This is a genomic window from Mesorhizobium sp. M1406, assembly GCF_040317555.1.
Classification (GTDB): domain Bacteria; phylum Pseudomonadota; class Alphaproteobacteria; order Rhizobiales; family Rhizobiaceae; genus Mesorhizobium.
Genome location: NZ_JAMYKW010000025.1, coordinates 34999 through 49796 on the forward strand (window position 1 = coordinate 34999; position 14798 = coordinate 49796).

The 14798-nt window shown below is 62.7% G+C and carries 13 protein-coding genes and 1 tRNA gene; 11 read left to right on the forward strand and 3 right to left on the reverse strand.

Features of this window, described 5'->3' with window-relative positions; all coding sequences use genetic code 11:
• Nucleotides 1-6: 6 nt before the first annotated feature.
• Nucleotides 7-1173, reverse strand: coding sequence for an acetyl-CoA acetyltransferase (locus NKH03_RS20520; RefSeq protein ID WP_352970151.1), 1167 nt, complete (start codon nucleotides 1171-1173; stop codon nucleotides 7-9).
• Nucleotides 1174-1373: 200 nt separating this feature from the next.
• Between NKH03_RS20520 and betI the strand changes: the two genes are divergently transcribed.
• The 5 genes from betI to betB all read left to right on the forward strand — a co-directional run bounded on the left by betI (nucleotide 1374) and on the right by betB (nucleotide 7680).
• Nucleotides 1374-1964 (forward strand): choline-binding transcriptional repressor BetI, encoded by a 591-nt coding sequence (betI, locus tag NKH03_RS20525; RefSeq protein ID WP_352970153.1) that lies wholly within the window; start codon nucleotides 1374-1376, stop codon nucleotides 1962-1964.
• Nucleotides 1961-3490, forward strand: a complete 1530-nt coding sequence (gene betC, locus NKH03_RS20530; RefSeq protein WP_352970156.1) for a choline-sulfatase — start codon at nucleotides 1961-1963, stop codon at nucleotides 3488-3490. Before betI ends, betC begins: the two co-directional genes overlap by 4 nt.
• On the forward strand, nucleotides 3487-4491 hold the full coding sequence (locus tag NKH03_RS20535; RefSeq protein WP_352970157.1) for a threonine/serine dehydratase family protein: 1005 nt from the start codon (nucleotides 3487-3489) through the stop codon (nucleotides 4489-4491). The genes betC and NKH03_RS20535 overlap by 4 nt, the downstream gene beginning before the upstream one ends.
• Nucleotides 4484-6136 (forward strand): choline dehydrogenase, encoded by a 1653-nt coding sequence (gene betA / locus NKH03_RS20540; RefSeq protein ID WP_352871060.1) that lies wholly within the window; start codon nucleotides 4484-4486, stop codon nucleotides 6134-6136. The genes NKH03_RS20535 and betA overlap by 8 nt, the downstream gene beginning before the upstream one ends.
• An 80-nt stretch (nucleotides 6137-6216) precedes the next feature.
• The gene (gene betB / locus NKH03_RS20545) at nucleotides 6217-7680 is read left to right on the forward strand and encodes a betaine-aldehyde dehydrogenase (protein ID WP_352871062.1); all 1464 of its coding nucleotides are present in this window, start codon (nucleotides 6217-6219) and stop codon (nucleotides 7678-7680) included.
• Between the two features lie 7 nt (nucleotides 7681-7687).
• On the opposite strand, the gene NKH03_RS20550 is transcribed toward betB, so the two are convergent.
• Nucleotides 7688-9928, reverse strand: coding sequence for a mannose-1-phosphate guanylyltransferase/mannose-6-phosphate isomerase (locus NKH03_RS20550; RefSeq protein WP_352970159.1), 2241 nt, complete (start codon nucleotides 9926-9928; stop codon nucleotides 7688-7690).
• Nucleotides 9929-9940: 12 nt separating this feature from the next.
• Entirely contained in the window at nucleotides 9941-11461 is a 1521-nt protein-coding gene (locus NKH03_RS20555) for a phosphomannomutase/phosphoglucomutase (RefSeq protein ID WP_352970161.1), read from the reverse strand.
• 201 nt (nucleotides 11462-11662) lie between these two features.
• Here NKH03_RS20555 and NKH03_RS20560 point away from each other — a divergent pair.
• The 6 genes from NKH03_RS20560 to NKH03_RS20585 all read left to right on the forward strand — a co-directional run bounded on the left by NKH03_RS20560 (nucleotide 11663) and on the right by NKH03_RS20585 (nucleotide 14752).
• Nucleotides 11663-11739: transfer RNA gene (locus NKH03_RS20560), tRNA-Pro, on the forward strand.
• Nucleotides 11740-12335: 596 nt separating this feature from the next.
• Nucleotides 12336-12623 carry a hypothetical protein gene (locus NKH03_RS20565; RefSeq protein ID WP_352970162.1) on the forward strand — a complete coding sequence of 96 codons (288 nt, stop codon included), beginning with the start codon at nucleotides 12336-12338 and terminating at the stop codon, nucleotides 12621-12623.
• Between the two features lie 556 nt (nucleotides 12624-13179).
• The gene (locus tag NKH03_RS20570) at nucleotides 13180-13479 is read left to right on the forward strand and encodes a DUF1236 domain-containing protein (protein ID WP_352871104.1); all 300 of its coding nucleotides are present in this window, start codon (nucleotides 13180-13182) and stop codon (nucleotides 13477-13479) included.
• A gap of 70 nt (nucleotides 13480-13549) precedes the next feature.
• Nucleotides 13550-13765, forward strand: coding sequence for a hypothetical protein (locus NKH03_RS20575; protein ID WP_352871106.1), 216 nt, complete (start codon nucleotides 13550-13552; stop codon nucleotides 13763-13765).
• Nucleotides 13766-13771: 6 nt separating this feature from the next.
• Nucleotides 13772-14212 (forward strand): hypothetical protein, encoded by a 441-nt coding sequence (locus tag NKH03_RS20580; protein ID WP_352970164.1) that lies wholly within the window; start codon nucleotides 13772-13774, stop codon nucleotides 14210-14212.
• 195 nt (nucleotides 14213-14407) lie between these two features.
• Complete coding sequence (locus tag NKH03_RS20585) at nucleotides 14408-14752, forward strand: hypothetical protein (protein WP_352970166.1); 345 nt, start codon at nucleotides 14408-14410, stop codon at nucleotides 14750-14752.
• Nucleotides 14753-14798 lie beyond the last annotated feature (46 nt).

Below are 14798 nucleotides of genomic sequence, written 5' to 3' on the forward strand. Positions count from 1 at the left end.
CTGCTTCTACCTGATCCGGTCCAATATTGAAACGTAGTTGGCGACCGCCGCACCGCCCATGTTGAAGATGCCGCCGAGTTTTGCACCGGGGACCTGGATGCCGCCGGCTTCGCCGACAAGCTGCATGGCGGTCAAGACATGCATCGACACGCCCGTGGCGCCGATCGGATGGCCCTTGGCCTTCAGCCCGCCGGATGGGTTGACCGGCAGGCGGCCATCCTTGGCCGTTGTGCCGTCCAGCGCCAGTCTGGCGCCCTCGCCCGGCTTGGCCAGACCCATCGCCTCATATTCGATCAGTTCGGCAATGGTGAAGCAGTCATGCGTTTCGACGAAGGAAAGATCCTCGAGCGTCACGCCGGCGTTCTTAAGCGCCCGGGTCCAGGCCTGTTCGCAGCCTTCGAAGGTCAGGATGTCGCGCTTCGACATCGGCAGGAAATCCTGCACATGCTCGTTGGCGCGGAAGGCAACGGCACGCCGCATCTTCAGTGCCGTCGCGGTGTCGGCAAGGATAAGGGCAGCGGCGCCGTCGGAGACCAGCGAGCAGTCGGTGCGCTTCAGCGGGCCGGCAACGAACGGGTTCTTCTCGCTCTCCTGACGGCAGAACTCATAGCCGAAATCCTTGCGCATCTGCGCATAGGGGTTGTCGACGCCGTTCTTGTGGTTCTTGGCGGCAATCATCGCCAGCGCGTCCGACTGGTCGCCATAGCGCTGGAAATAGGCCTGCGCGATCTTGCCGAAGACGCCGGCGAAACCCGCGGGCGTGTCGCCATCCTCGGGCAGATAGGACGCCTTGAGCAGGTTCTTGCCGATCTCCGGCCCGGGCGTCGTCGTCATCTGCTCGGCGCCTACCACCAGCACGATGCGGGCGGCATTCGCGTCGATGGCGCGGATGCCTTGCCGGACCGCCGCCGACCCGGTGGCGCAAGCGTTTTCGACGCGCGTCGCCGGCTTGAAGCGCAGCCGGTCGTCGGCCTGAAGCACCAGGCTGGCGGTGAAATCCTGCGCCGAAAAGCCGGCGTTGAAGTGGCCGAGCACGATCTCGTCGACCTCGTCCGGGCCGATGCCGGCATGGTCGAGCGCATCCGTTGCCACCTTGACGATCAGGTTTTCGAGCGTTTCGCCCTCAAGCTTGCCGAAGCGCGAATGCGCCCAGCCAACGATGCATGCGGTCATGGCGGTCTCCATCCTTGGCGCCAGCCTAGCATGTGGGCTCAAGGCGCACGTGGTATTTATTGTTCAAAGATAAACAATCCGACCCGCTTCGTGAAGGGCTGGAATCGGACAATCGCTTGGTACAAACAAAGCCAGTGCTGATTTTTTTGTTGATTGACCCGTCAATAAAAAATAATCCTGCTTCAAAGGATCATAGCGAGATGCCGAAAGTCGGAATGGAACCGCTGCGCCGCAAGGCGCTCATCAATGCGACGATCTCGGCGATCGGCGAGCGCGGTTCACTCGACGTGACCATGTCCGAGATCGCCGGGCGCGCCGGCGTATCGTCCGCCCTTGCCCATCATTATTTCGGCGCCAAGGACGAATTGCTGCTGGCGACGATGCGGCACATCCTGGCCGAACTGACCATCGACATGCGACGCGCCCTGCAATCAGCCGGCACCGCGCGCGAGCGCGTCTCGGCCGTGGTGGGCGTCAACTTCTCCGACATTCAGTTCCAGCCGCAAACCATCGCCGCATGGCTTGCCTTCTATGTCGAGGCACAGAAATCCTCGGCCTTGCGCCGGTTGCTCAGGGTCTACGCGCGGCGTCTGCACTCCAATTTGATGAGCGGCCTGACCGGCATCCTGCCCAAAGCCGAAGCCGACCGCGCCGCCGAAGCGACAGCGGCGATGATCGACGGGCTCTATATCAGGCGGGCGTTGAAGGACGGCGTGCCTGATGCCGCGACCGCGATCGCGCTGGTCGAGGACTATCTCGAAACCAAACTTGGCGAGCGGCGCAAACAGTGACAACGAAGCAATCCAATTTCCTGATCGTCATGGTCGATCAGCTCAACGGGACCCTGTTTCCGGACGGCCCAGCAGAGTTTCTGCACACACCGCATCTGAAAGCGTTGGCCGCACGTTCGGCGCGCTTTGCCAACAACTACACGGCGTCGCCGCTCTGCGCGCCGGGCCGTGCCTCGTTCATGAGCGGGCAGTTGCCGTCGCGCACCGGTGTCTATGACAATGCGGCCGAATTCGTCTCATCGGTCCCGACCTTTGCCCATCATCTGCGCGCCGCCGGCTACTACACCTGCCTGTCGGGCAAGATGCATTTCGTCGGGCCTGATCAACTGCACGGTTTCGAGGAGCGGCTGACCACCGACATCTACCCGGCCGATTTCGGCTGGACGCCGGATTATCGCAAGCCGGGCGAGCGCATCGAGTGGTGGTACCACAATCTGGGTTCGGTCACCGGCGCCGGCGTCGCCGAGACCACCAACCAGATGGAGTATGACGACGAGGTCGTGTTCCTGGCCACGCAGAAGCTCTATCAGCTTTCGCGCGAACAGGACGATGCGAACCATCGGCCCTGGTGCCTCACTGTCTCGCTGTCGCACCCGCACGATCCCTATGTCGCGCGCAAGCAGTATTGGGACCTCTATGAACGTTGCCAGGCGCTGGATCCGGAAACCGGGTTCATCGCGCATGACGAACAGGATACGCATTCCCGGCGGCTGTACCACGCCAGCGACTATTCCTCTTTCGAGATCACGCCAGAGCAGGTCCGTCGTTCGCGGCGCGGCTATTTCGCCAACATCTCCTATGTCGACGACAAGCTCGGCGAGCTTCTGGACGTGCTTGAGCGCACCCGCATGGCCGACGATACCATCGTCCTGTTCTGCTCGGACCACGGCGACATGCTCGGCGAGCGCGGCCTGTGGTTCAAGATGAGCTTCTTCGAAGGCTCGGCGCGGGTGCCGCTGATGATTGCCGGCAAGGGGGTGCCAGCCGGGCTGATCGAGGCGCCGGTCTCCAATCTTGATGTGACACCGACGCTTTGCGACCTCGCCGGCATCGACATTGAGGCGATCGCGCCGTGGACCGACGGCCAGTCGCTGCTGCCGCTCACAGAGGGCATTGAGCGCACCGCGCCTGTGTTGATGGAGTATGCGGCGGAAGGCTCCTGCGCGCCCTTGGTGGCAATCCGCGACGGCGGATACAAATTCGTCCATTGCGAGCTCGATCCACCGCAGTTGTTCGATCTCGAAACCGATCCGCTCGAGCGAAACAATCTGGCGGAGAGCCCAGCCTATGCGGGCCTGGTGGCTAATTTCATGGACAAGGTTCGGGCGCGCTGGGACATGGTAGGCTTCGATGCCGCCGTCCGCGAAAGCCAGGCGCGCCGCTGGGTCGTCTATCCGGCGCTGCGCAACGGCGCCTACTACCCCTGGGATTTCCAGCCGCTGCAAAAGGCGTCCGAGCGTTTCATGCGCAACCACATGAACCTCGACAATCTCGAAGAGAGCAAAAGGTATCCGCGAGGCGAATGATGGCAGACCTTCTCGTCCCCTCGCTCGACCATCTCAGACAGGCCTATGCCGTCACCTCACGGGCGACGCAGATCACGCCGCTGCTCGAATCGACGGCACTGGCCCGTGAGACGGGTGCGGCACGCGTTTTCGTCAAGCCGGAATCGCTGCAATGGGCAGGCTCGTTCAAGGTGCGCGGCGCCTACTGGCGTCTAAAGCAGCTTTCGACTGACGAAACCAGGAAAGGCGTCGTCGCCTATTCCTCCGGCAATTTCGCGCAAGGACTGGCGGCTGCCGGCCAGGCGCTTGGCATTCCCGTCACCATCGTCATGCCGATCGACGCACCGGTCGCCAAGCGCGACGCCACGGCAGGCTATGGCGCTCGTGTCGTGCTCACCGACCATGGCGAGCGTGCGCGAGAAGAGGTCGCCGCCGCCAAGGCACGCGAGATCGCCGAGACCGAAGGTCTGGCCCTGCTGCATCCGTTCGACGACCCGGAGATCGTCGCCGGCCAGGCGGGCGCCGGTCTCGAAGCGATCGACCAGCTTGAGGCCAAGGGTTCCAGCGCCGACCTTTTGTTCTGCTCGGTCGGTGGCGGTGGGTTGATCGGCGGCGTTTCGCTTGCCTTCCACTATCTCTCGCCGGCCACTGAAATCATCGGCGTCGAGCCGGAAGGTTTCAACGGTATGGGCGCGTCGCTGGCGCGTGGCAGCATCGAGACGATGCCGATCGGGCCGAAGTCGATCTGCGATGGGCTGATGTCGCGTCGGCCGGGCGACGCGCCCTTTGCCGCGGTCAAGACCGCTGGTGTTCGCGGCATCACCGTCGACGATTCCTCGGTGCGGCGCGCCATGCGGATCGCCTTCGAGCGCATGAAGCTGGTGCTCGAACCATCGGGAGCGGCGTCGCTCGCGGCACTGCTCGGCGGCAAGGTGGATGTGAAGGACAAGACCGTCCTTGTCGTGGCTACCGGCGGCAATGTCTCGCTCGCCGATTTTATGGCGCATATGAACCATGCTTGAAGCGGATTTCGTCATCATCGGCTCCGGCTCGGCCGGCTCGGCCATGGCCTATCGCCTGTCCGAGGACGGCAAGCATTCGGTCATCGTCATCGAATTCGGCGGCAATGATATCGGGCCGCTGATCCAGATGCCGTCGGCGCTGTCGATCCCGCTCAACATGAGCCTGTATGATTGGGGCTTTGCCAGCGAGCCGGAACCGCATCTCGGCGGCCGCGTGCTGGCGACACCGCGCGGCAAGGTGATCGGCGGCTCGTCCTCGATCAACGGCATGGTCTATGTGCGCGGCCATGCGCGCGACTTCGACCATTGGGCCGAAGAGGGTGCGGCTGGCTGGAGCTTTGCCGACGTGCTCCCCTATTTCAAGCGCATGGAGGACTCCGACGGCGGCGAGGACGGCTGGCGCGGTCACGGTGGGCCGCTGCATGTGCAGCGCGGCTCGCGCCGCAATCCGCTCTACGGCGCCTTTGTCGAGGCCGGCCGCCAGGCCGGGTTCGAACTGACCGACGACTACAACGGTTCCAAGCAAGAAGGTTTTGGGCCGATGGAGCAAACCATCAGCGGCGGCCGTCGCTGGTCGGCGGCATCGGCCTATCTGAAGCCGGCGCTTGGGCGCAAAAATGTGAGCCTGGTCAAAGGCTTTGCTCGGCGGGTGATCATCGAGAATCAACGCGCCATCGGCGTTGAGATCGAAGCTCGCAAACAGATTCAGGTCGTTAAGGCACGACGTGAGGTGATCGTCGCCGCATCGTCGATCAATTCGCCCAAGATCCTGATGCTTTCCGGTATCGGCCCAGCCGAGCATCTGCGCGAAAACGGCATTGCCGTGGTGGCCGACCGGCCCGGCGTCGGCCGCAATTTGCAGGACCATATGGAGCTCTACATCCAGCAGGAATCATTGCTGCCGATCACGCTCAATTCCGTGCTCAACCCGTTTTCGAAAGCGCTCATCGGCGCGCAGTGGCTGTTCTTCAAGACCGGCCTTGGCGCCACCAACCATTTCGAAGCGGCGGCCTTCGTGCGCTCACGTGCCGGCGTCGACTACCCCGATATCCAGTACCACTTCATCCCGGCAGCTGTCCGCTATGACGGCAAGGCGGCGGCGAAGGCGCACGGCTTCCAGGCGCATGTCGGGCCGATGCGTTCGAAGTCGCGCGGCTCGGTGACGCTGCGCTCGCCGGACCCGAAATCGCAGCCGATGATCCGCTTCAACTACATGTCGCACCCAGACGACTGGGCGGAGTTCCGCCGTTGCATAAGGCTGACGCGCGAAATCTTCGGCCAGTCGGCGTTCGATCCCTATCGGGGCAAGGAAATCTCGCCGGGCTCGCACGTACAGTCGGACGATGATCTCGACGTCTTCATTCGCGACCACGCCGAGAGCGCCTACCATCCTTGCGGCACCTGCAAGATGGGCCGCGCCGACGACATGATGAGCGTCGTCGATCCGGAGTGCCGGGTCATCGGTGTCGAAGGCTTGCGGGTCGCAGATTCCTCGATCTTCCCGCGCGTCACCAACGGCAACCTCAACGCGCCCTCGATCATGACCGGTGAGAAGGCATCCGACCACATCCTTGGCCGCACGCCGCTGGCGCCGTCCAATCAGGAACCATGGATCAATCCGCGCTGGCAGGCGTCGGACAGATAGAGCATGATCCACCCGACAGATTGAGCTGCCCGATAGATTGAGCCGCCCATTTGGGGGAGCAGACCATTTGGAGACCACCCATGCGCGCCCAGCCCACGGCATCGCACTATGTCAACGGACGTTACATCGAGGACGAAGGTGGCGCGCCGCTGCCGGTCATCTATCCGGCAACCGGTGAGACCATCGCCATGCTGCGTTCGGCGACGCCGAACGTGCTGGAACTGGCCGTCGAAGCGGCGCGTGCCGCACAGCCCGCCTGGGCGCGGCTGAAGCCGGTCGAGCGCGGGCGTATCCTGCGCCGCGCCGCCGACATCCTGCGCGCTCGCAATGCCGACCTCGCCCGCATCGAGACGCTGGATACCGGCAAGGCGATCCAGGAAACGTTGGTGGCGGACGCCCTTTCGGCAGCGGACTGCCTCGAATATTTCGGCGGTGCGGTCGCCGCGTACAATGGCGAGTCGGTCGATCTCGGCGGGCCCTTCGCCTACACAAGGCGAGAAGCGCTCGGCGTCTGTGTCGGCATCGGCGCCTGGAACTACCCGATCCAGATCGCCGGCTGGAAATCCGCACCGGCGCTCGCCATGGGCAACGCGATGGTGTTCAAGCCGTCGGAAAACACGCCGCTGTCAGCGCTGGCGCTGGCCGAGATCTACAGCGAGGCGGGGCTGCCCGACGGACTGTTCAATGTCGTGCAGGGCTATGGCGATGTCGGCGCCGGCCTCGTCGGACACGATGTCGTCGCCAAGGTTTCGGTCACAGGCTCAGTGCCGACCGGCCGCAAGGTGCTGTCGCTCGCCGGTTCGAAGATGAAGCACGCGACGATGGAGCTCGGCGGCAAGTCGCCGCTGATCGTCTTCGACGATGCCGACATCGAGAACGCCATCGGCGGCGCCATGCTCGGGAATTTCTATTCGAGCGGGCAGATCTGCTCCAATGGCACACGGGTCTTCGTGCAGAGCGGCATCCACGACCGTTTCGTCGAACGGCTGGTCGAGCGGACCAAGAAAATCCGCATCGGCGACCCGCTCGACCCCGAAACTCAGATGGGTCCGCTGGTCTCAAAGGCGCAGCACGAGAAGGTGGTCGGCTATATCGAAATCGGCAAGCAGGACGGCGCGACACTTGCCTGCGGCGGCAACGTGCCTTCACTTCAGGGTTTCCAGGGCGGCTTCTTCGTCGAACCGACGGTGTTCACCGACGTCACCGATGGCATGCGTATCGCCCGTGAAGAGATTTTCGGGCCGGTCATGAGCGTGCTGAAATTCGACGGCGAGGAAGAGGTGATCGACCGCGCCAACGACACCGAATTCGGCCTTGCCGCCGGCGTTTTCACGCGCGACCTGCCGCGCGCCCATCGCGTCATTGCCGAGCTGCAAGCCGGCACCTGCTGGATCAACGCTTATAATCTGACGCCGGTGGAAATCCCGTTCGGCGGCTTCAAGCAGTCCGGCATCGGGCGCGAGAATTCCCTGGCGGCACTGGCGCTGTATTCGCAGCTGAAGTCGGTTTATGTCGAGATCGGGGACGTGGCGAGCCCGTACTGAGCCGATCCTACGCGGCCTTTTCCGTTGTGCTGTCCAGATACTGCGTCAGCGCACAGACCAGATGATAGAAGATGCTGGCCGGAACATCAGTTGCCAGCGAGCGGCCACGCTCGTCGATGCGGTCGATCCACAGGCCGAGCGGCGCTGGGTCGATGTGCCAGCGAAACAGCCGGCCGACGCGGGCTTCGACCTCCGGCTTGAGATCAGGACCGCCTGAGCCATCCAGCGCGATCGCCGCCTTGATCGCCTCGGCCTGAGGCCAGCTGCGTGATATCTGGTCAAGCGGCAGGCCCTGCCGCGAGACGGCGCCATAGGCAAGTCCGGTAGCGCGGTTGAGGCCATTGGCGATGGCCGAGGCATAGAGTTTTCGGGCAAAGCCGCTCAGCTCGGCCTGGCCGCTGCGCCCGGCGAAATCGATCAGCAGCGAGGCCCATTCGAAGTGATGGCCGGGCTCGGTCCACGAGCCTTTCTCGCCGGCGGACGGCTTCCATTCGGCATCGAAATACTCGCCAAGCGTCCAGCTTTCCGAATCGAAGAAATGGCTACGGAACAGGTCGATGATGCGCGCCGCGCGGCGCAGATGGGCGCGCTCGCCGGTGGCCTGGTACCAAGCCAGGAAGGCTTCGAGCAGGTGCATATGCGGGTTGGAGCGGCGCTCGCCTTCGCCGCCCGACGTTTCGAGGAAGCCGGTCATACGGCTGTCCTCGAGATGCGCATCGAGAAAGGCGAAGGTTTCCTCACCGAGCCTTAAGGCGTCGGCATTGCCCGACATATGCGCATGCGCCAGCGCCAGCAGCACACAGGAATGATCGTAGGCATCCTCGGTGGCATCGGCGACCGAACCATCGACATTCAGCGTGCGAACCCAGCCACCCCTGTCGGTGCGGCCCTTCCCGGCCATGAACGCGATGCCGTGGCTGATCAACCGGTCGGCCGGGCCGTCCCAGCCGCGCGCCCGGGCAACGGCGAAGGCATAGACCTGCCTAGCCGTGGTGCGCATGCGCTTGGGCTTCATCAGCGGCGAGGCGTCCAGGCCCAGCGCTTCATGAAAACCGCCATGGCGTTCGTCGACGCCCGATGTCGACCACAACGGCAAGGTCTCCTGAAACAGCCAATGGTGCACGCGCCGCCGCCAGGCGCCGCTTTCGATGACGCGGTCTTGCGCCGGCGTGAACCTGGTTTCCAGCCGCCCCGACTTTTCGAGCTGCTCGACGATCTTCTTGACGTGCTGGCTGTGGCTGACCGGGGCGACGAAGGTGGCGTCCGATGTCGAGACGATGGCGACGTCCTTCATGCCGATCGCCGACAGCAGGCGGCCGTCACTGCGGATGTAGGAGTTTTCGCAGTCGATGGCGACGACATCGCCGATGATGACATTGCCCTGGTCGTCGGCGGGGCCGACATCGAGCAGCGACTGCCACGAGCCGAGATCGTTCCAGCGGAAGCCGGCCGGCACCATGGCGATGTCTTTTGCCCGCTCCATGATGGCGTAGTCGATCGAGTTCGACGGGATGGCGGCGTAGAGTTCAAGCGGCATGTAGAGGCCGGAGAGATCCGATGTCGCGGCCTTGTAGGCTGCTTCGGTGGCCTGCCAGATATCAGGCTGGAACGCCATAAAGGCATCGCGCATGGCGCCGGCGCGAAACAGGAAGATACCGGTGTTCCAGTAGAAATTTCCGGCCTGGAGATAGCTCTGCGCAGTCGCCAGATCCGGCTTCTCGACGAAGCGCGACACGTCGAAGGTGCCGCCGCCTTCGGCAGCGACCTCGATATAGCCGTAGCCGGTCTCAGGCTGCGTCGGCTTGATGCCGAACACAACCAACCGGCCACTGCGCGCCGCCTCGGCGCCAGCTTCGACGCTCTGCCAGAATTGGCGCGGGGTCGATATCTCATGGTCCGACGGCACCACCAGCACCAGGCTGTCGCCGAATTCGGATAAAGTGCGCAATGTCGCCAGTGCGACAGCGGCGGCTGTGTTGCGCCCGGTCGGCTCGAACAGCGGACCGCCACCAGCGAGATCGAGGCCGGCGAGGTCAGCGTGGACACGGTTGGCATGACGCTCCGCGGCGATCAGGAAGATCGGCGTTTCGCCTTCCTGCCGGGCCATCAGCCGGCGTAAGGTCTTGGCCAGCATCGAGCCGTCGCCCGACAGATCGTGGAACTGCTTGGGATTGTCCTCGCGCGACAGCGGCCACAACCGCGAGCCGACGCCGCCGCTCATGACAAAACTCACAATCCGCTCGGTCATTGAACTACCATTTCAAAAAGTCTGGTTGTAGGCGCCCACCTCGGGGCTGCGGCGCAGCACGGCGTCGACGGCGTCGAACATCTGCCGGCGGCGCTGCGATGATACCGGGCTTTCGACGACCACGACCAGTTCCGGCTTGTTCGACGAGGCGCGCACCAGCCCCCAGGTGCCGTCCTCGGCGACAACGCGCACGCCGTTGACGGTGATGAGGTCCGCGATCTTCTGGCAGGCGAAGGTGGCGCCACCCTGCTTCATGGCCTGAAAGTCGGCAACCACCCGATCGACTACGCCATACTTCACATCGTCCGCGCAGTGCGGGGACATGGTCGGTGTGCCAAAGGTCAGCGGCAGCGCGCGGTAGAGATCGGCCATCGAACTGCCGGGGCTGCGATCCAGCATCTGGCAGATGGCGATGGCGGTGACCAGGCCGTCGTCGTAACCGCGGCCGATCGGCGGGTTGAAGAAGAAATGGCCCGACTTTTCGAAACCGGCGACCGCGCCAAGCTCGGCGACGCGGCGCTTGATGTAGGAGTGGCCGGTCTTCCAGTAATCGGTGACGGCGCCATTCGCGCGCAGAACTGCGTCGGTGTTGAACAGGCCTGTCGACTTGACGTCGACGACGAAGGTCGAGCCCGGATACTGGCTCGAAATATCCCGCGCCAGCATCACGCCAACCTTGTCGGCGAAGATCTCGTTGCCTTCATTGTCGACGACGCCGCAACGGTCGCCGTCGCCGTCGAAGCCAAGGCCGACATCGGCCCCGGTCTCGAGCACCTTGTCCCTGATGGCATGCAGCATCCGCATATCCTCGGGATTGGGGTTGTAGCGTGGGAAGGTGTGGTCAAGCTCGACATCGAGTGGGATCACCTCGCAGCCGATGCGTTCCAACGCTTGCGGGGCAAAGGCGCCGGCGGTGCCGTTGCCGCACGCGGCGACCACTTTCAGCTTTCGCGCAATGCGCTTGTCGCGGGTCAGATCGTCGAGATATGTCGCGCGAAAATCGCGGACGAAATCATAGGAGCCGCCGCCGGCGAGGTCGAAATCGCCTGCCAGTACGATCGCCTTCAGCGCGCTCATCTCCTCGGGGCCAAAGGTCAGCGGCCGCGCCGCGCCCATCTTGACGCCGGTCCAGCCATTTTCGTTGTGCGAGGCCGTGACCATGGCGACGGATTGGATATCCAACGCGAACTGGGCGAAATAGGCCATGGGCGACAAGGCCAGGCCGATATCCTTCACCCGCGCTCCGGCGGCCATCAGGCCCGACACCAGCGCCAGCTTGATCGACAGCGAATAGGAACGGAAATCATGCCCGGTGACGATATCGGGGCCGGCGCCAAGACGGCGAATCAGCGTGCCAAGCCCCATGCCGAGCGCCTGGACGCCGATCAGATTGAGTTCCGGCGACTGCGCGGAGCCGGGATGGCCGAACCACCAGCGCGCATCGTATTCGCGAAAGCCGGACGCCTTGATCAGCGCTTCGGTTTCGAATTCGAAACTATTGGGCCGGGCGTCGCCAACGATTTTTGGGGGCAAGACAGCAGAACTCCAGGCGGCAGAAAATACGATCTATCGAGAGCTGCGGCTTAGCACACAAGGCTTTAAGCCACGTTTATCCCGGACCGAAATCCGGGCTTGGCGGAAATGCCCGACGAAAGCGAACGAAATGCGACAGAAGCGCTGCCATTGCCGCTTGCAGGAACGAAGTGTGGCGGCTATAAGCCCGCGGTCTGGTCACGGAGTGTAGCGCAGCCTGGTAGCGCACCTCGTTCGGGACGAGGGGGTCGCAGGTTCAAATCCTGCCACTCCGACCAGAAAAACAAAGTGTTAGCGCATCCCGACTTTGGCGCTCAAACATACATCCCGCCTGAAAATGGAGCGAAATAGCTCTCCCCTTGGCGAGACGGGCCAAGAGTCTTGCCCCTCGTCGTCAGTATGATGCCTGTCGATCTTCGGCCGACCCGTTTGCGGCGCTTCCGCGGTGTCGGCTTCGATTGATCCCATTCAGATAAGGGCCGCTGGACATCGTTGACGTCGCGCTTAGCGAAGGCCAAAAAAGCTCAAGATCGCTATCACGATGACCACCGCTCCAACGAGCCAAATGATGTTGTGCGCCCTCCCATGCGGACGACGAGCGGTCATGCAAGGAACTGCCGGAGGCAGTAGCCAGATATTGCGACTTTTGGGGCAGATCGTTGTGTTGCCTGATGTGAGCGACTGACCCGGCCGGACACATCGTCTCCGCAAGTACCACGAGCGAGAGGCAGCTCCCTTCTCAGCCCCAGGCGATGATCGCCCGTCCTTCGACTTACCGCGCTGCCGTCCGGCTGCCCGCAAGGAAAACCCGGAACCAAAGGGAGAAGCGGCGGTTATCCGACGAAGGGCTAATTAAGGCGATGGAGAAATTGCAATGAAAACAATGGTCATCTGCGCTTTGGCGCTTTCCTTGGGATTGCCCGTGATGGCTTCGGCAGCCGAGGCCGATGTGGTTATCAGAACCCATCATCGACACCACAGCAGCGTCAAAATCATCAACGAAGACGGACAGCGCTTGCACCACCGTCGCCACGGTACCGTTGCATTCTATGACCATGGGCGCCGGCATCATCGTCGAGACACCGTCGTCGTGACAGGCTCCATCTCCACTCACCGCCATCATCGCCACAATCCCGTGGTGATCGAAGACGACGGCTACTGATCGCCGACTGCCCAATGGCCCGGCTTGGAGCCGGGCCGTTGGCTTGTTAGCCGCACACGTGCCCAGACTTCTCTATCCAATCTGAAATCGGTTGCGCGTTGTTGGAACCAAATGCGCCTGTTGGCATAGTTGCGGTATGGAAACGAGGGTTCGCTCGCCAGGATTGGCACCCGGCGAGCGAACCCTATCGGCACAGGAAGGGACGTAGCTGCGCCGATATGCAAACCTTCGTGGGTAATTCTCCTGAACGATCAGCCAAGAGCTACTCCAATCACCATCAAGGTGATGGCCACCGTGAAGACTGGTGCGAGCAACCAGCGCGCCTGGCCAACACTCTTCTCCATCGGTTTCCTCCCGCAACATGCAGCCGACAACGACCGCAAACAGTGGCCGTTCCGAGCAACGCCTGGGATCAGACCATTGCGTTTCGCGATCGGACTTAGGTCTCATGCCTCGCCCGACCGAAGCCCAGCCCTGGGAACGTTTGCACTTTCCCCAAGTTCGGTGGTTTGGCGCGGACGATGTTGTGCTGCGCCGGTTTGCAAAGGAGGAATTCATGAAAATGCATCTTGCCGCTGCCGCGGCGTCGCTTTTGCTGCTTGCAGGTGTCGGCGCAGCCGCAGCCGAGGACATCATCATCCAGCCCGAGCAGGAAACAGTCATCCGTGAATATGTGAAAAAGCAGCCCCTCGCTTCGGTGAAGATTCCCGGTGTGGAACTCAATATCGGAACAGCGCTGCCCGAAACGGTCGAGCTTCACGAAGTCCCCAACGTCAAATACCGCTACACGGTGATCGACAACCGAACAGTTGTTGTGGATCCGGACACCCACAAGATCATCAAGATCATCGACTGAACCAGCCGCTTGCGGCTGAAGCCCGCCGCCCTCGAGGCGACGGGCTTCCCAATAACGGATGCAGATCGCCATGTTGAACCGTGAGACTGAAATATCCCAAGCGCTGGGGGTGCGCGTGGCTGACCTCAAGGCCAGGATGCAGGAGGCTCAGATCACCGCGGGCGAAATAAAGACCTTCCAGAAGGTCGCGGCCATCATGGAGGACCGCGAGGGCCGAATTCGGGGTGACGACCTGATTGCCGCGTCCTTCGTCATCGACACGCTGACGAACAGTCAAAAGCCTTGAGTGACCATGCCGACAATTAGCAGACTTTTTGATTCCCATGCCGAAGCGGCAAGGGTCGCCGGCGACTTGGTGGCGGCCGGAATTCCACGGGTACAGATTGCCATCATCGGACCTTATCGTGACGAAGCGGGAACTCTATTGGTTTCCGCGTTGGGGTCCGTCCTTGGCGGTGCCGCCAGCGGGCTGGCCTGCCTGAGCGCTGTTGCAGCCCACGGCATCAATCCTCTTGCTGCAAGCGTATGGGCAACAGCAGCGGCCGGTGCCGTCTGTGGCGGCGTTGCAGGCGGCCTGTTCGCAACATTCACCACGACTGCCGCAAAGACGGATGATCGCGGTACCGAGGGGATCGTTTTGGTGACGGCGCATGTTGATGAAAACGAGACCGACATCGCTCAGGCAGTGTTCGGCGGTTGCCCCCCAACGACATTCGTCGCTGAAGCAGCGTGAGAATTTCCAGGGAAATTGAATGAACAACCCGATAGTTTTGAGGGCGGGCGCGGTGCGATGAACGTTGCATCGGCCGGAAAGGCTCAGCTCGGCGACAGGTTCCTTCGCGATCGCAAACTTTGACGAAATGGCCGTCGGCCCTAGATACTTCGATGCGGTACGATGGGGTCGATGAAACGGCAAGCCGGATGCGACATGAATTCGAATTCAACGACAGCCTCGCCTCTGGCCCTGATGATTGCGCTGTTTCTTGTCGCCGGCTGTTCATCGATCGGCAAAACCATCGATCCGGCGAAATACGATTCGATGACATGCACCGAGCTCAACAGCGCGCTGGGAGACGTCGCCCGTGACATCTCGCGAACCGCAATCACCCGCGGCAAGGTCGCGAACACCAACGTTCCCCGCTGGCTGCTGGGCGGCGCGCGCGTGAAAACCGCGGTCGCCGACCGTGAAACGGCCAGGATCGACCGGCTGAAGCAACAGCAACAAGCCATAGTCGCGGCACGGGCAAACAAGTGCGCAAGATCAACGGACTGAGCGAACAGGCGCCGCCTTGGTGCCTTGCGCGCCCACCTGGCGGCTA